General features: G+C 30.8%; 24 protein-coding genes. 5 read left to right on the top strand and 19 right to left on the bottom strand.

Going from position 1 to position 20675, the window contains the following annotated elements; all coding sequences use genetic code 11:
* Nucleotides 1–149 precede the first annotated feature (149 nt).
* Together ACZ5N4_RS12600 and mntR are read right to left on the bottom strand one after the other, a co-directional pair.
* The gene (locus tag ACZ5N4_RS12600) at nt 150–431 is read right to left on the bottom strand and encodes a hypothetical protein (protein ID WP_464210409.1); all 282 of its coding nucleotides are present in this window, start codon (nt 429–431) and stop codon (nt 150–152) included.
* Between the two features lie 171 nt (nt 432–602).
* Nucleotides 603–1085 (bottom strand): transcriptional regulator MntR, encoded by a 483-nt coding sequence (gene mntR / locus ACZ5N4_RS12595; protein ID WP_464210407.1) that lies wholly within the window; start codon nt 1083–1085, stop codon nt 603–605.
* 315 nt (nt 1086–1400) lie between these two features.
* Between mntR and ACZ5N4_RS12590 the strand changes: the two genes are divergently transcribed.
* Entirely contained in the window at nt 1401–2654 is a 1254-nt protein-coding gene (locus tag ACZ5N4_RS12590; RefSeq protein ID WP_464210923.1) for an Nramp family divalent metal transporter, read from the top strand.
* Nucleotides 2655–2873: 219 nt separating this feature from the next.
* Here ACZ5N4_RS12590 and ACZ5N4_RS12585 read toward each other — a convergent pair whose 3' ends face one another.
* Nucleotides 2874–3971, bottom strand: a complete 1098-nt coding sequence (locus ACZ5N4_RS12585; RefSeq protein ID WP_464210405.1) for a DUF5667 domain-containing protein — start codon at nt 3969–3971, stop codon at nt 2874–2876.
* 363 nt (nt 3972–4334) lie between these two features.
* Between ACZ5N4_RS12585 and ACZ5N4_RS12580 the strand changes: the two genes are divergently transcribed.
* The gene (locus tag ACZ5N4_RS12580; RefSeq protein WP_464210404.1) at nt 4335–5021 is read left to right on the top strand and encodes a sigma factor; all 687 of its coding nucleotides are present in this window, start codon (nt 4335–4337) and stop codon (nt 5019–5021) included.
* Nucleotides 5011–5910: an anti-sigma factor domain-containing protein gene (locus ACZ5N4_RS12575; protein WP_464210402.1), complete on the top strand. Its 900-nt coding sequence runs from the start codon at nt 5011–5013 to the stop codon at nt 5908–5910. The genes ACZ5N4_RS12580 and ACZ5N4_RS12575 overlap by 11 nt, the downstream gene beginning before the upstream one ends.
* A gap of 150 nt (nt 5911–6060) precedes the next feature.
* Here the strand turns inward: ACZ5N4_RS12575 and ACZ5N4_RS12570 are convergent, their stop codons facing one another.
* Entirely contained in the window at nt 6061–6687 is a 627-nt protein-coding gene (locus tag ACZ5N4_RS12570; RefSeq protein ID WP_464210400.1) for a hypothetical protein, read from the bottom strand.
* Nucleotides 6688–6795: 108 nt separating this feature from the next.
* Between ACZ5N4_RS12570 and ACZ5N4_RS12565 the strand changes: the two genes are divergently transcribed.
* On the top strand, nt 6796–7077 hold the full coding sequence (locus tag ACZ5N4_RS12565) for a DUF503 domain-containing protein (protein WP_464210398.1): 282 nt from the start codon (nt 6796–6798) through the stop codon (nt 7075–7077).
* A gap of 61 nt (nt 7078–7138) precedes the next feature.
* On the opposite strand, the gene ACZ5N4_RS12560 is transcribed toward ACZ5N4_RS12565, so the two are convergent.
* From ACZ5N4_RS12560 to ACZ5N4_RS12490, 15 genes are all read right to left on the bottom strand, one after another.
* Nucleotides 7139–7432 carry a hypothetical protein gene (locus tag ACZ5N4_RS12560; RefSeq protein ID WP_464210397.1) on the bottom strand — a complete coding sequence of 98 codons (294 nt, stop codon included), beginning with the start codon at nt 7430–7432 and terminating at the stop codon, nt 7139–7141.
* Between the two features lie 271 nt (nt 7433–7703).
* Nucleotides 7704–8141 (bottom strand): GatB/YqeY domain-containing protein, encoded by a 438-nt coding sequence (locus tag ACZ5N4_RS12555; RefSeq protein ID WP_464210395.1) that lies wholly within the window; start codon nt 8139–8141, stop codon nt 7704–7706.
* Between the two features lie 168 nt (nt 8142–8309).
* Entirely contained in the window at nt 8310–9236 is a 927-nt protein-coding gene (gene pfkB / locus ACZ5N4_RS12550; RefSeq protein WP_464210393.1) for a 1-phosphofructokinase, read from the bottom strand.
* Nucleotides 9233–10090 (bottom strand): tagatose bisphosphate family class II aldolase, encoded by an 858-nt coding sequence (locus ACZ5N4_RS12545; RefSeq protein ID WP_464210391.1) that lies wholly within the window; start codon nt 10088–10090, stop codon nt 9233–9235. The genes pfkB and ACZ5N4_RS12545 overlap by 4 nt, the downstream gene beginning before the upstream one ends.
* Before the next feature lie 28 nt (nt 10091–10118).
* Nucleotides 10119–11270, bottom strand: coding sequence for an N-acetylglucosamine-6-phosphate deacetylase (gene nagA, locus ACZ5N4_RS12540; RefSeq protein WP_464210389.1), 1152 nt, complete (start codon nt 11268–11270; stop codon nt 10119–10121).
* A gap of 18 nt (nt 11271–11288) precedes the next feature.
* Complete coding sequence (agaF, locus tag ACZ5N4_RS12535) at nt 11289–11711, bottom strand: PTS galactosamine/N-acetylgalactosamine transporter subunit IIA (protein ID WP_464210387.1); 423 nt, start codon at nt 11709–11711, stop codon at nt 11289–11291.
* A 79-nt stretch (nt 11712–11790) separates the two neighbouring features.
* Entirely contained in the window at nt 11791–12600 is an 810-nt protein-coding gene (locus ACZ5N4_RS12530; RefSeq protein WP_464210385.1) for a mannose/fructose/sorbose PTS transporter subunit IID, read from the bottom strand.
* Nucleotides 12590–13357, bottom strand: coding sequence for a PTS N-acetylgalactosamine transporter subunit IIC (gene agaW / locus ACZ5N4_RS12525; RefSeq protein ID WP_211142050.1), 768 nt, complete (start codon nt 13355–13357; stop codon nt 12590–12592). The genes ACZ5N4_RS12530 and agaW overlap by 11 nt, the downstream gene beginning before the upstream one ends.
* Nucleotides 13358–13384: 27 nt before the next feature.
* Nucleotides 13385–13858: a PTS N-acetylgalactosamine transporter subunit IIB gene (gene agaV, locus ACZ5N4_RS12520; protein ID WP_464210383.1), complete on the bottom strand. Its 474-nt coding sequence runs from the start codon at nt 13856–13858 to the stop codon at nt 13385–13387.
* 27 nt (nt 13859–13885) lie between these two features.
* Nucleotides 13886–15067: an SIS domain-containing protein gene (locus tag ACZ5N4_RS12515; RefSeq protein WP_464210382.1), complete on the bottom strand. Its 1182-nt coding sequence runs from the start codon at nt 15065–15067 to the stop codon at nt 13886–13888.
* Nucleotides 15068–15331: 264 nt separating this feature from the next.
* Nucleotides 15332–16057: a GntR family transcriptional regulator gene (locus ACZ5N4_RS12510; RefSeq protein WP_464210380.1), complete on the bottom strand. Its 726-nt coding sequence runs from the start codon at nt 16055–16057 to the stop codon at nt 15332–15334.
* A 220-nt stretch (nt 16058–16277) separates the two neighbouring features.
* A complete protein-coding gene (locus ACZ5N4_RS12505) occupies nt 16278–16475 on the bottom strand; it encodes an alpha/beta-type small acid-soluble spore protein (RefSeq protein WP_464210378.1) in 198 nt (65 codons plus the stop codon).
* 289 nt (nt 16476–16764) lie between these two features.
* Nucleotides 16765–16905 (bottom strand): hypothetical protein, encoded by a 141-nt coding sequence (locus ACZ5N4_RS12500; RefSeq protein ID WP_211142062.1) that lies wholly within the window; start codon nt 16903–16905, stop codon nt 16765–16767.
* 170 nt (nt 16906–17075) lie between these two features.
* On the bottom strand, nt 17076–17729 hold the full coding sequence (gene ppaX, locus ACZ5N4_RS12495; RefSeq protein ID WP_464210376.1) for a pyrophosphatase PpaX: 654 nt from the start codon (nt 17727–17729) through the stop codon (nt 17076–17078).
* Between the two features lie 247 nt (nt 17730–17976).
* The gene (locus ACZ5N4_RS12490) at nt 17977–19863 is read right to left on the bottom strand and encodes an LTA synthase family protein (protein ID WP_464210374.1); all 1887 of its coding nucleotides are present in this window, start codon (nt 19861–19863) and stop codon (nt 17977–17979) included.
* A 244-nt stretch (nt 19864–20107) separates the two neighbouring features.
* On the opposite strand from ACZ5N4_RS12490, the gene ACZ5N4_RS12485 reads away from it, so the two are divergent.
* Entirely contained in the window at nt 20108–20632 is a 525-nt protein-coding gene (locus ACZ5N4_RS12485) for an amidase domain-containing protein (RefSeq protein ID WP_464210373.1), read from the top strand.
* The last annotated feature ends 43 nt before the right edge of the window (nt 20633–20675 follow it).

Raw genomic sequence — 20675 nt, 5'->3', positions numbered from 1 at the left:
GTTAGTGTTCGTTTTTTAATCAATATTATAAAATTCATGCTACAAACTTGTATTCTTTTACTTTTATCAAAATTGTTGCTCAATTTTCGAACAAATTATAAAAAATAAAGGAAGCTCATATATTTTGAGCTTCCTTACCTTAATTATTTCTAATTGCTTTTAACCTCTTCATATTCCACATCTACAACATTTTTATTCGAAAAGTCATAATAATTTTGTTGTTCATAAGCTTCGCTTTTAGTATTAACTTTTTCTCTTTTTCTTGTTTTTATGTTTTTATATGATTTAATGTAGTTTACTAATTTGATTCCTCCCCAAGCAACAACCCCTACTGCTATAAGCCAAGGAAATATTCTGATAAATATAAGTACCGCAGCTATTATAATTATTATTCTAAACATTCCTGAAAAATTTCTGTTTATAAAGTCCATGATTTAAAACCTCATTTCTTTACTTTACTTATCTTAAACTGAATATTTTATATTCTATTATAATACATAAATATTATAGTTCAAGATTGATATAAAATATTATATCACATAATTAAAACAAATAGTATTAAATATCACTTTATAAAGTATTAATAATTTATGAATTTTTTATTAAACTCCTTCGTTTTCTTTCACCTTTTTTCTGAACATATCAAAATCACTAATTATGTCTGGTCGTTCTTGTATAAAAGCTATAAAATCTCTGAGGTATTCTACTGTTTCATTACTTATCGTGTGCTCAACTTTTTCTGTTTGCTCTAATAATCCATCAGATATACCTAAGACCTTAAAAAATCCTTCAATAATATTATGTCTATTAAGCAGATACTTCCCCATTTTTTTTCCTTCATCCGTTAGTATTATTATTCCATACTTTTCATAATTAACGAATTTGAATTCTGATAGCTTTTGAACCATTTTTGTTGCTGACGGAGGCTGCACATTTAAAGATTTAGCTAGATCATGGATTCGTGTAAAGCCTATTTGTTCAGAAAGTCTGTAAATCATCTCTAAATAATCTTCCATAGATGCAGTTAAAGTATCATACTCTTTTTTCATATATTCACTAAAGGTAAAAAAGTCTTCATTATCCATTTATCCACCTGCTCTGCTCATATTATTCCATGTACAAATATATGCATTAAAAATATAAAATAGAACTATTTCATCACATTTATTTTATAAATACATATCCTAAAATTAGAAAAGTTAGTTTGGACTAAAAATGTTAATGGCCTTTAATAATCTTACATGCCATTAATATTTAAATCAACAGACAATTTAATTCGTAGATAAATGCTAACTTTCAGCTAAATTATAAATTTAGGTTAGTTGATGTTATATTAAGCTAATAAATCTTATATTGTATTGGAGGTTTAGTGTATGTATGAAGATACAGAATTAAAGAAAATGATAATAGTAAATAGTGGCTATAACATAGGTGTGTTTGGAAAAATTAAAAATTTTTTAAAATATTTAGGTCCAGCCTTCATCGTAAGTGTTGCCTATGTAGATCCTGGTAATTTTGCAACAAATATAGCTGGTGGCTCTATCTTCAACTATAATTTAATATGGGTAATACTCTGGAGCAATATAATGGCTATATTTCTTCAAACTTTATCAGCAAAATTAGGCATTGCTACAGGATTTAATCTCTCTCAAATGTGCAGGCAGGTTTTTCCCAAAAGAGTTAATTGGTTTCTGTGGGGTATTTCTTGTATTACTGCCATGGCTACAACTTTAGCAGAGTTTTTAGGATCCACTTTAGGATTATACCTTTTATTTAAAGTTGATTTGGTATTTGCAGGTATAGCTACAATCTTTCTAACTTTTCTAATCGTAAATATGCAAAAATACGGACAAAGAGCAGTAGAAATTATTATTACAGTACTAGTAGCAGTAATATGCGCTGCATACACTTTAGAGGTTTTTCTCGCAAAGCCTGAATGGTCTTCTGTGGCATCTCATACTATAATGCCATCCATTCCCAATGGTGATGCCTTATTGATAGCAGTAGGCATGCTAGGTGCAACGGTTATGCCGCATGTTATTTATCTTCACTCTGCATTAGTTCAGCCTAGAAACACCAATAATACACTTAGGGAAAAACTTGAGCACTTTAAAATGGAAAAAATAGATATATTTATAGCTATGAATATTGCATTTTTCGTGAATGCAGCAATGGTAATAGTATCAGCAGCGGTATTTTATAAACAGGGAATAGCTGTTGACTCAATTGAACAAGCTCATAGATCTCTTCAACCCCTACTTGGAACTTTATCTAGTGGGGCTTTTGGAATGGCTCTTTTAGCATCTGGTCTATCTTCATCTGCAGTTGGAGCTATGGCTGGAGAAAGCCTTTTAGACGGATTTATAGACTTAAAAATTAATATTAACATAAGAAGAATCATAACTATGGCACCAGGAATGATTATTATTTTACTCGGTATCAATCCAATGAAGGCCCTAGTATTGAGTCAGGTCATACTGAGTTTTGCACTTCCTGCTGCTATAATTCCACTAATGATTATAAGCAGCAAAAAGGATTTAATGGGAAGCTTTGTTAATACTACCTCAACAAAAATAATCGGTTGGATAATTGCATCCACTATTATTATTTTAAATATTATTCTCTTAATACTTACCTTTGCAGGTAAAGTTTAAATAATTAACTTAGTTAAAAATTACTTATAGCAAAATGATATTAATAAATTAATGGCAATGATAAAAGTATCATTGCCATTAATTTATTCGAGGCCACAGCCTCCCTGTATTCGCTCAACTAAACTTCAGTTAAAGTTTAGTTGAACTTTATTTGAAGATATAAAATATTGAAGATATAAAATAGTTTATATTAAGAAATATTTTAAACTTTAGTTAATTTTAGTCCTCTTCATGTGCTTTATTTTCTTTTCCGGATTTATGCTCTTTAGCATCTTTACCTTTCTTTTCTTTTGAATCATTTTCTTCATCTTCACCTTGTGAATCATTATCTTCGTCTTTTTCTTTTATTTCAATTTTACTTTTGTTTGATTTACCTACAGTAGAAGTACTTTGTGTTTGAGTTGCATTTGAAACACTGCTTGTGTCAGTGGTAGTTGTACTGTTTGGTATAGTAGTACTTGTTTCTTGTTGCTGTTGTCCAGCTTGTGTTGTTGAATCTTTACTTTGAGATTCTGTTTCTGTACTGCTATTCTTTTTAGCATCTTCCTTAGCAGCTTTCTTTAATTTTCCTACTCCACCCTTCATTACTTCTTTTTTCTCTGCAACTAATTCCTTAAACTTATCCTTTTGAACATTATATGCTTCTTGTTTTTGTTTTAAAGTATCTTCTGCAGCTTTTATAGCTTGGTCATCTCCTGATTTCTTAGCTTCTGCTAATTTCTTTTCAGCATCCTTTACAGCTTGCTTGTTTTCTATTAATGCTTTTCTTTCATTTAACACTGCAACTATAGCCTCTTTCTTAGCTGTTTGCATTTCAATAACCATAGATATTGTTTCTTTGGACTTTTCAGGAAGCTTACTTTCTAAACTCTTTAGAACTTCTATTGATTTTTTCTGCTGTTCAGTTATTTTTGTTTCAAGACTTTCAAGCTTTGCTAACTTTTCCTTATCTGCCTCATTATCTACAGATGTCTTATCTACTGCATTCTCTACTTTTTCCTGTGATTCATTTATTTTGTTACTATAGTCCTTTAATGATTCTGTAGAAAGCTCTGTTTTTTCTTTATCAGCCATAACTTCGCTTTCCCCTAGTCTTTCTAAAGCTACATCAGCTAATGCCTCTGCCTTACTTTCATCTCCCCTTGCAATATTTATTTTTAAATTGTCTATTGCTTTATCTATTGGATATAGGATTGCGTTGTCTGGAGTTATTCCAGCGCTTTCTTTATAACTTGCAGTTTCTCCCTCTGCAAAAACCTTTCCAGTGATACTTAAGGATACAGCTATTGCTGCTACAAATAATGCTATTTTTTTCATGATAAATTCCTCCTTTAAATTCCTCTCATGCATATTTACGGTAGAGTTTCCTATTTTATAGGGGTACCATAATTTTTTTTAAAATATTATTATAGAGGTAGTTAAACTAACTATAATCTGATAAATCTTTGCATCTACATTTACGTGAGTATCTATTATTTTACAAGGGTACCATTAAAAATTCTTATGTATTATTATAAAAGTAGCTCAACTTGCCTATTTATCAATTATAGTTTTCATAGATTTATACGGGGCATCTCCCTGTTTTAGGTAGGCACCTGTAAAAAATTCTTTAGTGGAATTATTTTTATATACCCCTATAAAATTTACCTATTATATCGTAATAAATAATGAGGTGGTTAAATGATACTAAAAAATGACTTAAATAATAACAGAAATGATTTTATAGAGAAAAGCAAAAAATTTATATATAGTGTTGCCGCTAATATCTGCAAAAAGAATCTGCAATGGGAAAATGATGATGAACTCAGTGTAGCATTAATCGCCTTTAACAATGCCTGTGAATCTTATGTTGAAGATAAAGGAAACTTTTTTAGTTACTCTAAGGTTCTTATAAAAAATGCACTTATAGATTACTTTAGGAAAAATTCAAATAACCCCTATTTAACTTTTGATGGTGAGAACAGTCAAATTGAATATATAGATGCTAAAAATTCCATGACTAATTATGAAATTGAACAAGAAAATATTAGAAGGCTCGAAGAAATAAAGTTATTTAATGATGAATTAAAAAAATATGGTCTATCCTTTGAGGTGCTTGCTAAATCATCTCCTACACATAAGGATACAAAGGATAACCTTCTAAATTTAGCCTTTATTTGCTCAAATGAACCTTCTATTTTAGAGTACATACATAAATCAAAAATGCTTCCTGTAAAGCAAATTTGTATTCTTACAAATTCAAATAGAAAACTTATCGAAAAATGGAGACGATACATTCTTGCTTTAATTTTAATTTTTTCTAATAAAGAATATGCTTATATAAGATCTTATTTAAACATAAAGGTAGGTGAAAATAATGAATATTAAAAATGGACTAGTTATGGAGATTAAGGGAAATGCTGCTTATATAATGACTCTCGATGGTGAATTTCTAAAAATTAAAATTGATAAAAGCAAAGCTTTACCTGTTATAGGCGGAGAATACAATGGAAAAGTTTATGATACTCCTTTTACATACATAAACAAGTTTAAATATATTGCAGCAGCTTGTTTAATGTTTTTCATACTAAGCTTAGGAGGAGGAGTTTATGCCTATTATACTCCTGTTTCTACAGTTACTATTAGCATAGATCCATCTATTGAATTCAAATTAAACAGATGGAACAGGGTATTGTCCTCTCAGCCATTGAATTCTGATGGAGAGAAAATTTTGAAAGAGATAAAAACTAAGAATACACAGATAGATGATGCTTTGGTAAGAGTAGTAAATCAGGCTAAAGAAGATAAATATATAAATGACAACTATATTAATACTGGTAAAACAATTGCAGTAAATATAACTGGAAAAGAAATTGATTTACCAAGCCTTGAAAAAGAACTATCAAAGAATAACCTTAATGCAAAAATTGACAACAATGGAACTACTGTATTTAATAAGACTAATAAAAGCACTAATAATATTTCACCTAAAAGTAATAATTCAAATATAAACAAATCAAACTCGGATGAAAATAAATCAAGTACGGACAAAAACAATTCAAATTCTAATAAAAATTATAAGGCATCAGATAATGCCAATGACATCAAAAATAAAAATAATAATGGTTTAGGAAACAACAAAAAATATATCGATGACTCTGACTTTGAAAAATCAAATAAAAAGTTTGATAAATACAACAAGCATGGCTATGACAATGAAGACAAAAATGATAAGCATGATAACCAAGATAAAGGTAATAAAGACAAAGAAAAGTAGAATTAAGAACTTTTGAAAATAAAGTATTTTTCAAAAGTTCTTAATCTTTCAACTATATAATCAAATTACATTAAAGCACTAGAAATATTCCATGGCAAGCCCCTAAAAATGCTCTAATTTTATCCTTACTAAAATTATGTACTTATTATATCACTCTGTATTACATATATTATCCAATTTGCTCAATACATCTTTATATCCAGCTTTAATCAATTCATTATCGTAGAGTTCTTTATAACTAACTTTTTCTATATTAAACTCTAGTATATTATTCAAATTATCTCCATATAATTTTTTCAAAAACATCTGACATCCCATTTTAACATTATTATAATCTTCTTCATTAAAGTATCTGAATTTATTTGTATCCTTATTTAACTTTTCTATTATCCCATATAGTTGATAAATATAACTAAGTTCCCTTAATTGAAATTGGCTTTTTAAATATGCAACATCAATAGAGTAATCTCTATCCATTGGTATAGGATATACATCTATATCAAATTTATTGTTAATGCTTTTCAATATCCTGATACTATTAAATAGTGCTGTGCATATATCTAATCTTACAATATTTGCATATTCTCTACTTCTTCTTATTCTAATGTCTTCTGCATATTTTCTGTTATCTTCAAACATTTTATTTTGAACTTCTATAGTTTTATCTGTAGATTTTTTAGTTATAATCCAACTGAATACTCCACCTACTATAGCCCCAATTATTATAGAAATAGAAGAAATTAAAGGTTCAGGCCAATCTGTAAATATCCTAATCATTAAATCCCTCCTTTAAAACAGTTTGTAATAACTATTATATTTTCCACCGATGCCTATTTTATGCTTTATGGAAATTGGATATAATAGTAGCTAAAGGAAGTGATTCATTTGATTATTGGTACAGCTAGAATATACCTATTTGCAAACTGGGTTCATTCATTAAAAGAAAAAAGAATGGTAGTAAAAAGTATTATAGATAAAACCAAGAATAAATTTAATGTTTCCATAGCTGAGGTTGAGGACAACGATTTACACCAATCCATTGTTATAGGCATTGCTTGTGTCAGTACTGATAAAAGACATGCAGATAGTATGCTGCAAAATGTGCTTAGCTTTATAGAAGAAAATACTGATGCTGTAATTCTGGATATCGAAACAGAATTACTGTAAATTTAATAAAAATAAATCTAGAAGTCCAAATTTTCATCTTCTAGATTTATTTTTATTAAATTTATTTGAATTTGTTTTTTTGGTGGATATTATTCATATTTCCTAGAATATCATGCATAAAATTCGATCCTCTAGATATGAGAATCCCTGTAAGAATCATACCAAGGTAAGGTATTTTTGTAGGCAGGTTAACTGCAGCCATAAAATCTATACCCGCTCCAATAGCCACAAGTTCTCCAAATAACACCGCTCCTAATTTATCATAGCTAAACTTACCATTTTGCCAAAACATCTTCGTAGTTTCCCATAATGATTCTACTATTAAAGCTGCAGTAGCAAATTGTAATAAATCCATATCCCCCTTCTCCTTTTATACGAATTGTTAATTTTTGTTATACAAGTATATATGCAGCTCAATTAGGTATTATTATATGTTGTATAAAGATTTATCTGATGTTATTTAAATAAAATCAATCAGCATGTTGTAGAACTCACTAGATTATTAATTTTTAAGGAGAACTTATAGAGTATCTTTTATTGAAAAAGTATTTAGAATGTACTAATATAAGTGCCAGCCAGGTACTAAGTAACAAATTAAGTTACTTATAACCTAGCTGGCACTTATATTAGCCTAGTATTTTTTTTACCATAGGATTAATTTTTGATCTATCAAATTTACCAGCAACTTTTGGCATAATTTCTTTCATTATTTTTCCCATATCTGCTGCTGTATAGCTTCCATTAGTTATAATTTCTTTTATCATTCCCTCTACTTCTTCTTCACTTAATTGTTTCGGAAGATATGGAGCTAAAACTTCAAGGGCATAATTTCCTTCTGCTATTTTTTCTTCATTGTTTAATTGTTTAGCATACTCTAAGGCTTCTTTTATTTGTTTTATATTTTTTTCTATTATTTTTATAACACCTTCATCAGAAATGTCCTGTCTTTCATTAACTTCAAAGGATTTGATATCAGCGCTCACTAATCTTAAAACACTTACCTTTGCTTTTTCTTTTGCCTTCATTGCTGCTATTTCATCTTTTTTTAATAATTCTTTTAACATAATATTTAGTTAGTAAACTTTAAGTACTAACTAGTCACCTCTTTTCTCTAGAATAATTTGCATATTTAAATTATACCAATATTATGAACAAAATCAAAGTTTCTTATATATTAAAGAAAAAACTGTAATTAAATATATATTTAACTACAGTCTGTAACTATCTTAAAACTATAACATATTTATTTTTATCTCAGATTTTATCTTATTTACGGTATCAAGTTTTACATATCCCGTTTGCTCTTCCATAGCATTTGCTGTACCACAGGCTGATGCAAAAGCTATGGTATCTTCAATGTTGTAACCTCTATGCAAGGCTACTGCAACTCCTGCCACTGTTGAATCACCAGAACCTACAGGGTTAGCTGCTTTAATCTTAGGAACCTGAACTCTATACTTTTTACCTTTGTATCCTATAAGAGATCCCTTTGAACCTAAGGATACAAATATAAATTCTACTCCGCTATAATGTATCTTATCTATTATCTTTATTATATCATTGTCATTATTAACACTTTTACCTGTAATCATTTTTAGCTCATCTATATTAGGCTTAATAAAGAATGGCTTTCCCTGAATTCCTTGAACTAATGCCTCTCCGCTGGTATCTAGTAAAAATTTAACCCCTTTTAAATTTGCCTTTTTAATTATTTCTCTATAAGTAGAAGTTATCATACCTTTAGGCAGGCTTCCTGATGCACATACTATTAAGGAATTCTTTAATATTTCATCATAGGTTTCTTTCCATCTTCCTATTTCATTTTCTTCCACAATAGGGCCTGGTTCTAGTATTTCTGTCTGAGTTAAATCTTTAGTAATTACAGCTAAACAGCTCCTTGTTTCACCTTTTATTTTTACAAATTTATCTTTTATCTTTAACTCTAAAAGTTTGTCTGAAATGAATTCTCCTGAATGTCCTCCCAAAAATCCTGTAGCAGTGACTTCCTCTCCAAGCAGTCTTATTACTCTGCTTACATTTAAACCTTTTCCGCCTGCTGTGTTTTGTACTTTTTTTGCTCTAGCGACCTCACCCTTAACTATATCATCTAATATATAGCGCTTATCTATAGATGGGTTAAATGTTATTGTTGCTATCATACTCTATTTTCACTTCCACAAACCTTTATTTTATGAATTACAACATCTTTCATTGCAACCTTTCCTGGAATCATATATTGTCTTGGATCAGATGCTTCTGGATGTTCAACAAAATACTTTTTAACAGCACTAGCAAAAGGAATCTTTAAATCCGTTGCTACATTAACCTTACAAATGCCGAGCTCAATGGCTTTTTTAACTAAATCATCTGGAACATCGGATGCACCATGAAGAACTAATGGTACATTAACAAGGGCTCTTATTTCCTTTAATCTATCAAAGTCCAACTTAGGCTCTCCCTTATATAATCCATGAGCAGTTCCTATAGCCACCGCTAAAGAATCTATCCCTGTTCTTTCAACAAACTCCCTTGCACTTTCAGGATTAGTATACATAGTATCTTTTTCATCAACTACTAAATCATCCTCTTGTCCACCTAATCTTCCTAACTCCGCTTCAACTGTAGCATCAAGTCTATGCGCATATTCTACTACTTCTTTTACTATTTCTATATTTTTTTCAAAGCTTTCGTGGGAAGCATCAATCATTGCAGATTTAAATCCTAGATCAAGATAGTTTTTGATAGTTTGAGTATTTTCGAAATGGTCTAAATGAATTGCTATAGGAATGTCATATTTTTTAGCTGCAGCCTTTGCAATCGAAATTATATAGTCAGCACCTGCATATTTTAATGTACTAGGTGTTCCAGCTAAAATTACGGGGGATTTCATTTCAGCTGCTGTTTCTACTACAACCTGTATAGTCTCTAGGTTGTGTATATTAAAGGCTGGGACTGCATACGTTTCCTTTTGGGCCTCAAACAATATTTTTTTTGTAGATACTATTTCTTTCATTTATAATCCTCCCTAGCTAAATATGTCTTCAGCGAGTAAATACTTCTTTGCCATTAATTAGAGTTCTTACTACATTAAAATTGTCATCTATAATAACTAAATTTGCCTTTTTTCCTTCTCTAATGCTTCCTATTAATTTATCAATATTCAATAATTTACTTGGGTTAAAGGAAGCCATTTTTATAGCCTCTAGCGGATCTACACCTACTTTTTTTATCATATTCTTTATACAAGTCAAAATATCAGTCGTACTGCCTGCTAGCGAACCACTTTCTACTCTAGCAATAGAGCATTTTACATTAACCTTTAATGCTCCAAGCATATATTCACCATCCTGCAATCCGGACGCTCGAATTCCATCACTAATTAAAATTACTTTTTCTTTATCTTTGCATCTTAATAGCAAATCTACAGCAGCGGGATGAACATGAACTAAATCACATATTAATTCACAATATACGTCATCTTTCGTTAAGACTGCTCCCAAAATCCCTGGTTCTCTATGGTTAAAACCTCTCATACCATTAAAGGTGTGTACCGCAACTTTAGCTCCAGAGTCTATAGCACCAGCGGCTTCATCATAAGTGGCATTTGTATGTCCCATTGATACTTGTATATTATTTGATGTTAAATATTTTATACACTCATATGCATTCTTCTTCTCTGGTGCAATAGTTATAACTTTTACAGTATGTTTTGATACTTCAATCAATTCTTCTAATTCTTTTAAATTTAAGTCCTTTATTAAATGTTCTGCATGCGCACCTTTATGCTCCTTACAAATATATGGTCCTTCTATATAAGAGCCTAATATTTCAGCACCTTCAACTTTATCCATGCAGCAACTAATATTAATAAGAGCTTGTTTTATTTTTTTAACCGCTTCAGTAACTGTAGTTGGAAGAAATGAAGTTATTCCACGAGATGCTAGGTATTTTGATATTTCATTTAGCGAGTAAAAATTACTGTCCATAGTATCGTATCCATTAGCACCATGTACATGTAAATCAATCAATCCTGGAATAATGCTGTATTTGCTTAAATCTATTACATTTTCCACATCATTTTCTTCATCTTCCTCTAGAACTTTCTTTATAATTCCATTTTCAATTATAATAGTTGCCTTTTCTAAAACTCTATTTTCACAATAGACACTTTTAGCTTTTATACCATATAGCACTTTAGATCATCTCCAAATCTAGATTCCATTATTATTAACTTGTTTTTTCTCTCTTGGTTCAAAAGCCTTTACTGCACTAATTCCTGACTGCAGTGCCATGTTTTTTAATTCTTCTATTCCTATACCTTCTCTAGATAAACTGATTTCTAGTATCATTCCAACATTTGTACCTGCCACAACTCTGCTATTTTTTAGTTCTTGGCATAAAAGAGCACAGATTCTAAAAGGAGATCCCCCTGCTATATCAGTTAGAAATAATATTCCTTCACAAGAACTTAGTTCCTTTGCTGCATTCTCAAGCTTACTTTGTAGGCTTTCAGTATTATCATTTATAGTAAAATCTATTCCTATTACATTTTCTTGCTTACCGGCTATAAGCTCTAATGAACTCATAATTCCACTGGCAAAATTTCCATGACCACTTACAACTATTCCTATCATGCTGCTTACCTCGCTTCAAATATTTTTTAGCTTCAGTTGATACTATAGTATCAACTGAAGCATTAGTACAAACTTGTTATTATACTATTCCTATTAATCTACCTATTACGCCAAATACTACAGTTACTCCAACAAGTTTAACTGCTGAAAATCCCTTCTTTAACAAATAATACATTAAAAATGTATATCCAAGAGGAAGCATATTAGGTAAAATCTTATCCAAAAGATCTGGTTGTAGAGCGACTTTTGCTTTACCTGCTGTTATAACTATAGTAGTTTTAAAGTTTATATATGATGCTATTAATCCGCCAACTACTGTTATGCCAAGTATCGATGCAGCATGTGCAACATGTTTAGTATTTTCTTTTAATGCTTTAATTGCTTTAGTTCCTGTGTTATAGCCATAGTGCATTAATCCAAATCTTAATCCAAAGTGTACTGCGTTAAATAATACTAAAAATATGATTGGACCTGCTATACTTCCCTGCATTGCTAAGGATACTCCAATACCTGCACATATCGGAAGTGCTGTTAACCAGAACAGAGCGTCACCAATACCACCAAGTGGTCCCATAGTTGCAACTTTAATAGCTCTGATTGTATTTCTGTTTTCCTTAGCTTCTTCCATTGCAGTAACAACACCCATAATAAAGGTTACAAGAAAGGGATGTGTATTAAAGAACTCCATATGATCCTTCATTGCAGTGGATAAATCTGCTTTATCTTTATGAATTTTCTTTAATCCCGGTAACAAACTATACAGCCATCCACAAGCTTGCATTCTTTCATAGTTAAAGGATGCTTGAAGAAATAATGAACGCCAAGCCATTCTATTTAAATCTTTTTTAGTTATAACTTTTTCTACATTAACATTTCCATTAGATTCCACCTGAATGCACCTCCCCTTTATTAACCTTTTCTCCTCTACTTTTATTTGCGAAGAAGTCATATAATGCTATTGCTGTTCCAATCAACGCTATTGGAAGTATTTGTAGTTTCCCATAAGTTACAAATATAAATCCAATTATTAAAAATGCAACATATTCTTTCTTTAACATAATTTTTAGAAGCATTGCAAATCCTATAGCTGGCATCATTCCGCCTGCTACAGATAAACCACCAATTAACCATGCTGGTAAGGTTTCAACAATTGTTTTAGCTGATTCCGCACCTAAATATATAGGTAAGAAAGCGATTACAAAGTAGAAAACAAATAGAAATGCCATTCCTAAGTAGTTTATTCTATCAATTGCAGCAGTGTCTGCTTGTTCTGCATACTTATCTGCTTTATGCATTACAGGTGAAAATATAGTGAATATTAGAGTTATTGCCCCTTGCACTGCTACTGCAAAAGGAACTGCTATCCCCACAGCTACGTTTGGATTTTGCTTAGTTAATATTGCAAAGGATGTACCAATAATACCTCCTATTACTACGTTTGGCGGCTGAGCCCCTGCCAATGGAACCATACCCATCCAAACAAGTTCTAGTGTTGCACCAGTAACAAGACCGGTATGAACATCCCCTAAAATTAAACCAACAATTAAACCAGTTACAAGTGGCCTGTGTATATGCAGTAATCCATCGAACAAGTCTATTCCCGCTATACCAGCCCAAATAGCAATTAATAAGGCTTGAATAAGCATAATAGATTCCCTCCCCTTTAATTAATTTTATAAAAATTTAAGTATATCCTCCGCCCTTTCATCTGGAACTCTTCTAATTTCTAATTGAACTCCAAGCTTATGAAGCTTTCTGAAGGCTTCTTTATCGCTTTCATCTAGTGATACTGTGCTGGTTACCTGTTGTTTACCTTCACTAAAATGCATGTTGCCTATATTTACTTTTTTTATAGGAACCCCACCCTCTACTAGTTTCAACACTTCCTGCGGCGTTCTACACACCATGAAAATAAGTTGATCCTCAGAAGCCATATGAATCACATCTATTGTTTTCTGAAGAGTAAAGTATCTAGTACCTATTACATCAGGTACTACCATATCCATTAAGTTTTGTTGTACTTCATCATCAGCAACTTCATCATTTGCAACTACTATTAAATTTGCACCTAAGTGGTTTACCCAAGTTACTCCTACCTGTCCATGTATTAGTCTATTATCGATTCTAGTTAGTAAAATATTTGGCATAATGTCCCCTCCTTAATATTAAGCTTTTTATTTATCATACTGGTGTATTGTAACACCTTTGACTACCCTATTGACTGTTCCATCCGGCCTTGGATTGTCTGGTGATATTCCAAGCTCTAATGAGTAAAAAAATGCAAACATTTGAGCATAAAGAACAAAATTTAAAGCTCCAAAAGCATCACTAATTACTTCATGTTGTTCTGAATTCGCGATAAATACTTTATCTGCTATCTTATCTATTTCAGTATCTTTATTGTAGGTTATAGCAACCACCTTATGATTTCCCTTATCATTGTATATTTCTCTTAACAAGTCTATATCGTATTTTCTTGTATACTCATCATTAGACACAAACACAAAAACTAAAGTTTTTTCATTAACAATTGATTTTGGACCATGTCTAAAGCCTAAAACTGACTCGCTAGTTGAATTTACTTTACCGCTTGTTAATTCTAAATTCTTCAAGGCAGCTTCTTTTGATAGTCCATTTAATGCTGAAGATCCTAAATATACAACTCTATCACAACTTAATTTAACTAGGTTTAATATTTCGCTTACTTCACTATCCAATATTTTGTTAGCATTTGTTATAATGTTTTCAATAGCAACAGTGTTTCTATTAAGATTCTTCATATCAAATATAATTAATGTTGTTAACAACATACAACTGAAACTGCTTGTCATCGCAAAGCTCTGATCATTTGATTCTTCTGGCATTAGTATCACTAAATTGTTATTATTACCTTGTGCTTTCTTTGCCAAAGCACCATCTTTGTTACAAGTTATAATAATTTGATTTATATCATTTACCAACTGTTCAGCTAAGTCATAGGTTGCAACACTTTCAGGGCTATTTCCTGAGCGTGCAAAGGATACTAATATTGTCGGCGTATCTTTTTTCAAAAAGTCTTCTGGGTTACTTACTATATCAGTTGTTGCTATTGCTTCTACCCTTACTCCTAAAATTCTAGATAGGTATGGTGCAGCTATATCTCCAACATAAGCAGAGGTTCCTGCGCCAGTAAGAATTATTCTTACTGAATCTTTATTTAGCTTCTCATTTATAAAAACAGATATTTGCTCTTTATTAAGATTAATTATATCTAAGGTTTCTCTCCAAAGTTTTGGCTGATGGTAAACCTCCTTTGCCGTATAATATCCCCCAACCTTTTTTAATTCATTAACATCTATATTGAATAACTTACTCATATAATCACCTACTCTTTTATATTAACTATATTTTCTTCCATATTTTATTTATATGCTTTAGATAATAATGTTATTACGACATCATTACCAGTTCAACTAGATTTCGATTCGTATTTTTGATTGTCAAATACTAATATTAACTTACACTTACTTGTATGCTTGTCCAAATTGTTTAAAAACGTAACAAAGTAATGACGTCATTACCAGTTTAATTATTTTTTTGTAGTATACCAATAATATTTATTTTATTATTGATATACTACATTACTTTTCTAATCTTACTCTATATTTAAATTTATCACCTCTAGCAATGCTTATGGTGTATTCTACAATGTCATCATTTTCATATGTGAATCTTTCTATTTTCAGACTTGGTGACTCCTTAGGTATCTCTAACTTCTCAGCTTCTTCTTCATTTGTTAAAACCGGTTGAAATGTTTCCTCAGCCATTGTAAGGTTAACTTGAAATTTATTCTTTAAAATATCATACAATGCTTCTTTTTCTAAGTTTTCCTTAGTTATTCCAGGAAACTTATCATATGGAACATAACTTGTTTCTAAAATCATAGGAATGTTATCCGCTATTCTCAATCTTGTAAATTTATAAGCCAAAGTGCCTTCTTCCATCCTCATCTTTTTGCTTATCTTATTACTAATACCTACAATTTCAAACATCAAAACTTTTGAAACTGGCTTTTTACCTAGCTTTTTCATTTCTTCGGTAAAGCTATAGAATTTTACTAGATCCTGATCCAATTTTTTTGATGCCACAAAGGTTCCTTTGCCATGTACTTTATAGATGTAACCTTCTCTTTCAAGTTCCGTTATGGCTTGCCTTACCGTGGACCTGCTTACATCATATTTCTCACATATATCTCTTTCAGAAGGCAGCTGGTCATCTTCATGCATTGAGGTTTCAATTTCCTCAATTATTATATCCATTAATTGAGAATACAGCGGAATTCTACTTGCTTTATCAATTTGTTTCATATCAACCTCCCAAATCCCGTGCATTTCATCACTGGTAGTGTGGTACGTACCACCTATATTAATAATATATATCATTATATAAACGTTGTCAACATTTTTTCTATATTTCATTCTCTAATTAATTATAGCTGGATATTAAGTTTAAATAAAAAAACATCCTTGTGCTAAGATTTCTTCTAAAATCCATTGAAGCACAAGAATGTTTTTTGTTTATTATTAATTATTTTAGGCCTTGCTCGTAAGCTTCTACCATTTTCTTAACCATGTTTCCGCCTACTGATCCAGCTTCTCTTGAAGTAAGGTCTCCATTATAGCCTTCTTTTAAGTTTACTCCAACTTCTCTAGCTGATTCCATTTTAAATTGATTTAATCCTTGTTTAGCTTGTGGAACTAATACTCTATTACTTCTATTTGCCATAGTTTTCTTCCTCCTTGTTTTCATTTTTTTAATATGTTTTATAGTTACAGTTTGTACAGTTTAAGCTTAATTACTCTATGAATCTACAGGAAAAAACACCAACCATTACTATATATGTAATTATAATAATAAAGATAATGTTATTGTAAATTTATAGTATAAGATTCACTTTTCCGGGTAAACTAAATTTATTTTCTATAATGAAATTCCTTATTAAATGTTAGAGCAACCTTAAAATTTTTAAGGTTGCTCTAAACAATATCAACTCTATATCCGCAAAAATCAATTGTTATCTCGTATATTTTTTTATTGATTCATATTTAGATTTATTTTTTTCAGAAGGATCTATATACTGAAAATCTCCATTAGCATTTCTTCTTATCCCTAAGTTTGCATACTCTTTATCTTTTACTTTGCGTTTATTTACCATTAGTATCACCTCTAAGTTTTAGTATCCGTAATAAGGAATCCTTTTATCCAACTACTAATTCAATGACACTCTATGCAAAGCACTATCATACAATCATGGATATTAACAATACCCATAATATTAAATTACAAAAAATTATAAAAGTAAGGTATGTTTTAAAACATACCTCACTAAACAGCTTTCTTATTTAAATCCTTACATATTTTCTCTAAATCTTCTATGCTATCTATAACATAATCTGGCTTATGTTCCATAAGCTCCTCTAATGAAAGAGCTGTATATTTAACCAAGCAAGTTCTGCAACCTGCATTTCTTCCGCAAAGAATATCGTTATGGCTGTCTCCTACCATTATTGCCTCCTGTGGTAGAACTCCTAATAGCTCACAAGCTTTTAGCGCGGGATCACCTAATGGTTTATGATTTTTAGTATCTTCAGGCGTTACAATAACATCCATACAGTCATATATGTTAATTAATTTGAGACCTCTTTCCGTCATAGGTCTTCTTTTAGAAGTTACCACCCCTAATTTTATTCCAGCATTGCTAAGCAGCTCAATGCCTTCCTTTACACCTTCAAATATTGTGGCAATATCATCATGATTCCTCTCATTGTAAACTCTAAAAGTGCTTACCATCAAATCCGCTTTATCTGCATCGTATTTAGCCATTGAGTCCCTAAGTGGTTCACCAAAGGTTTTCACTATCTCTTCTCTTGGCAATTCTCTATTAAAAAGTTTGTTAAATGCATATTTAAAGCTTTGTATTATAAGCTCATTTGTATTTATCAGTGTACCATCTAAATCAAACAAAATAGCTTTTATCATATGAAACTCCTTCTCCTATCGTCGAATGAGTGCTCGCTGAGTAAGCGATTCACTTCAAATCATAGATTTGAGTTCTCTGCTTAAGCGACCATATCAAAATCAACACTCTGTGTAAGTGATCATCTCAAAATCGTAGATTTTGGATGCCTACTTAAGATTTTGTATGTCTGCTTATCTGCATCCTCCTGTATTAAATACTCTTAGTATATAATAACACAGCTTATATCCTACAACAAGGTTCCTATATTTACTTCTTATTATTAGCTTCAAATACTTTTATCAAGTTATGATTTAAAATATCATCGGAGTATTGAAGCTCCTTATTATACTCCTCTTTCATCTTAGCTAATTGATCTGTTTCTTCAATTTGTTTTCCTGACTTAATATCATAATAGGTGTTTGTCCACGAAACGTAAAAAATATTTCCATCAGTAAAAGAACCATTTCTAAACACGACTTTACCATTATCACTGTTTAGTATATCCTTTCCAAACATATATTGCTTAGGCAGATTGAATAAATTCGCTAAAGTTGGATAAAGGTCCATTTGTCCTGAGTAAGTATGATTTACTCCTTTATTAGCATCTTCAGGGAAATGGATAATTAGAGGAACCTTTTGATATTGAAACCACTGCAAGTCATTCACATTGCTCATATTTTCAAATTTATATAATTCTTCTATGTTGTCCCTAGGAATTCCAAAGTGATCTCCATATAGCACGATAATAGAGTTTTGTGTTATACCTTCCTTGTCCAATTTATCTAGGAACATTCCCAATTGCTCATCTGTATAATGTATTCCCTTTAAATAATTTCCTAGTAAAGTATTTTCGTATTCTCCTACATTAAAGCTGCCATAACCTTCTACATCGTCATATGGAAAATGACTACTTAAAGTAATCAAAAATGAATAATAAGGCTGCTGGAAGGACTTTAATTTATCTACTGATTGCTCTAAGAAGGATTTATCGCTTAATCCTAATCCTACAGTTTCATTTGCATTAAAACTATGTTCCCCGTAAAAATCATCAAACTTTTCAGATTTATACATAACATTTCTATTCCAAAAACCTTCATTGTATCCATGAAGAGCAGCAGTATAATACTCTTTGTCCTTCAACTGTTTTGCCAAGGAATCATATTGGTTACCACTGTAGCTATAATAAGCTGCACCAGATTGAGCTGGATACAATGAATTATTTGACATAAATTCTGCATCGGAAGTATTTCCACCAGCAACTTGATAAAAATAGTTATCAAAATACAAACTTCTATTCAACCATTTATTTAAGTTAGGAGTTATCTCCTGACCATTTACCTTCTTATTTATTACAAACTGCTGTAAAGCCTCTACTTGAATAACAATTAAATTTTTACCTTCTCCCGCTCCTTTTAAATAGGTACCAGAGGAGTTATTATTATTTTCTAGAAAACTCTTAATTTCCTGCTCCTCCTGAGAAGATAAATTTTTTGAATTTTTTACTTTTGTACTTAAATAGTTGTATGCATCTATTGCGTGAAAGTTTAGATTTCCAATCAATTTAGTTAAATATATTCTATTGCTCATGGAACTTAATAAAGTTGGCTGTTCCTTCGAAACAGCATAAACAGATTTAGCATTTATAGTAACTCCAACTATGAACATTACGCTAAATGCAGCAAACTTACTTAATAAAGGCTTTTTTTTAATGTTCTCTTTATTTTTATACTTCTTAACAAAAGGTATTAAAATTATAACATCTACTAAGTACAGTAAGTCCTTTAAGCTAAATAAACTTCCAACACTTGAAGAAACTCCTCCTAATAGCTTCACGTTTTTTACCGCTGCTACAGTAATTACATCTTTAAAATACCTATAATACATAAGGTCCGCCATAAGCATCAAGCTTATTATTACATCTAATGCATATAAATACTTTATTCTCTTATTGTATCTGAAAAGTACTGAAAAACTCACCAATAACAATACTGATGCAAACACTGGATGTGTTACCCCAATATATAAATACTCAGGAGAAATCTGTTTAGCATAAAACATTATTTTTGTGAAAATTAATATAAAAAACATTATAATATCTGCATTTTCTTTGCAAATATTAATTAAAGTGCTATTTTTTAATTTATTTATATTCATCACTTCACCTCTTAAAAAATCCTATAAATAAATATTACATTCTTTTTGTTACACTTTAGTGGCAACAATATTAATAAATTGTAAATAGCCACACTGAACTACCAGATTATTTCAATTAGTTGTAATTATCTGCAATATTACTTATGTACTTCCTACCATATCGAGTACTCCTCCTAATTTAAGCTTCACTATATATTTAAATCAGCATAATATATAAATATAAATAATTACTAGGAGACTTTTTATGCTTTTTAGACAAAATTTCTACTCGAGGTCTGCCGCTGTCAACTATGCAGTTAAATACGCATTAAAGCCAAATCCCGCCTATAGGTACTTTCAACTTAATCAAAATGTAGGTGGAGATTGCGCTAATTTTATTTCCCAATGTTTACTTGCTGGAGGGGCTCCTATGATTCATAATTCAAGTAATCCTTGGTGGTACAATAATAAGAGCACTTCGAATACAAATGATGATTCTTGGTCAGTATCATGGGCTGTAGCACATTCACTTTATTGGTTCTTAAGAATTAATGAAGAATCAAAAAGACCTGGTGCTAAAGGCTTAGAGGTCAATAACATCAATATGCTTGAACCTGGCGACCTTATGTTCTTTGAGGATGAAAAGGGAGTAAAATTTCATTCTTCCATTGTTACATCAATTTCAAATGGTATACCTTTAATATCTCATCACACCTTTGAAGCTTTAAACATACCATATTACAGTTCGTGGCCTGCAGCTAAGCAACGTTTTTTGAAAATAACTGTCTAAATATTTTTTAAAAGACTTTATCCGTAACCTATAATCGGATAGA

The sequence above is a fragment of the Clostridium nitrophenolicum genome (assembly GCF_055391695.1).
The sequence above is the reverse complement of the archived record's forward strand: the minus strand, read 5'-3'. Positions and strand labels throughout refer to the sequence as shown.

Bases quoted from the DNA above. Each gene is read 5' to 3' on its own strand.
- ACZ5N4_RS12600 (WP_464210409.1), bottom strand. From the start codon at position 431: ATGGACTTTATAAACAGAAATTTTTCAGGAATGTTTAGAATAATAATT.
- mntR (WP_464210407.1), bottom strand. From the start codon at position 1,085: ATGGATAATGAAGACTTTTTTACCTTTAGTGAATATATGAAAAAAGAG.
- ACZ5N4_RS12590 (WP_464210923.1), top strand. From the start codon at position 1,401: ATGATAATAGTAAATAGTGGCTATAACATAGGTGTGTTTGGAAAAATT.
- ACZ5N4_RS12585 (WP_464210405.1), bottom strand. From the start codon at position 3,971: ATGAAAAAAATAGCATTATTTGTAGCAGCAATAGCTGTATCCTTAAGT.
- ACZ5N4_RS12580 (WP_464210404.1), top strand. From the start codon at position 4,335: ATGATACTAAAAAATGACTTAAATAATAACAGAAATGATTTTATAGAG.
- ACZ5N4_RS12575 (WP_464210402.1), top strand. From the start codon at position 5,011: ATGAATATTAAAAATGGACTAGTTATGGAGATTAAGGGAAATGCTGCT.
- ACZ5N4_RS12570 (WP_464210400.1), bottom strand. From the start codon at position 6,687: ATGATTAGGATATTTACAGATTGGCCTGAACCTTTAATTTCTTCTATT.
- ACZ5N4_RS12560 (WP_464210397.1), bottom strand. From the start codon at position 7,432: ATGGATTTATTACAATTTGCTACTGCAGCTTTAATAGTAGAATCATTA.
- ACZ5N4_RS12555 (WP_464210395.1), bottom strand. From the start codon at position 8,141: ATGTTAAAAGAATTATTAAAAAAAGATGAAATAGCAGCAATGAAGGCA.
- pfkB (WP_464210393.1), bottom strand. From the start codon at position 9,236: ATGATAGCAACAATAACATTTAACCCATCTATAGATAAGCGCTATATA.
- ACZ5N4_RS12545 (WP_464210391.1), bottom strand. From the start codon at position 10,090: ATGAAAGAAATAGTATCTACAAAAAAAATATTGTTTGAGGCCCAAAAG.
- agaF (WP_464210387.1), bottom strand. From the start codon at position 11,711: ATGATAGGAATAGTTGTAAGTGGTCATGGAAATTTTGCCAGTGGAATT.
- agaW (WP_211142050.1), bottom strand. From the start codon at position 13,357: ATGCTTATTCAAGCCTTATTAATTGCTATTTGGGCTGGTATAGCGGGA.
- agaV (WP_464210383.1), bottom strand. From the start codon at position 13,858: ATGCCAAATATTTTACTAACTAGAATCGATAATAGACTAATACATGGA.
- ACZ5N4_RS12515 (WP_464210382.1), bottom strand. From the start codon at position 15,067: ATGAGTAAGTTATTCAATATAGATGTTAATGAATTAAAAAAGGTTGGG.
- ACZ5N4_RS12510 (WP_464210380.1), bottom strand. From the start codon at position 16,057: ATGAAACAAATTGATAAAGCAAGTAGAATTCCGCTGTATTCTCAATTA.
- ACZ5N4_RS12505 (WP_464210378.1), bottom strand. From the start codon at position 16,475: ATGGCAAATAGAAGTAATAGAGTATTAGTTCCACAAGCTAAACAAGGA.
- ACZ5N4_RS12500 (WP_211142062.1), bottom strand. From the start codon at position 16,905: ATGGTAAATAAACGCAAAGTAAAAGATAAAGAGTATGCAAACTTAGGG.
- ppaX (WP_464210376.1), bottom strand. From the start codon at position 17,729: ATGATAAAAGCTATTTTGTTTGATTTAGATGGTACACTGATAAATACA.
- ACZ5N4_RS12490 (WP_464210374.1), bottom strand. From the start codon at position 19,863: ATGAATATAAATAAATTAAAAAATAGCACTTTAATTAATATTTGCAAA.
- ACZ5N4_RS12485 (WP_464210373.1), top strand. From the start codon at position 20,108: ATGCTTTTTAGACAAAATTTCTACTCGAGGTCTGCCGCTGTCAACTAT.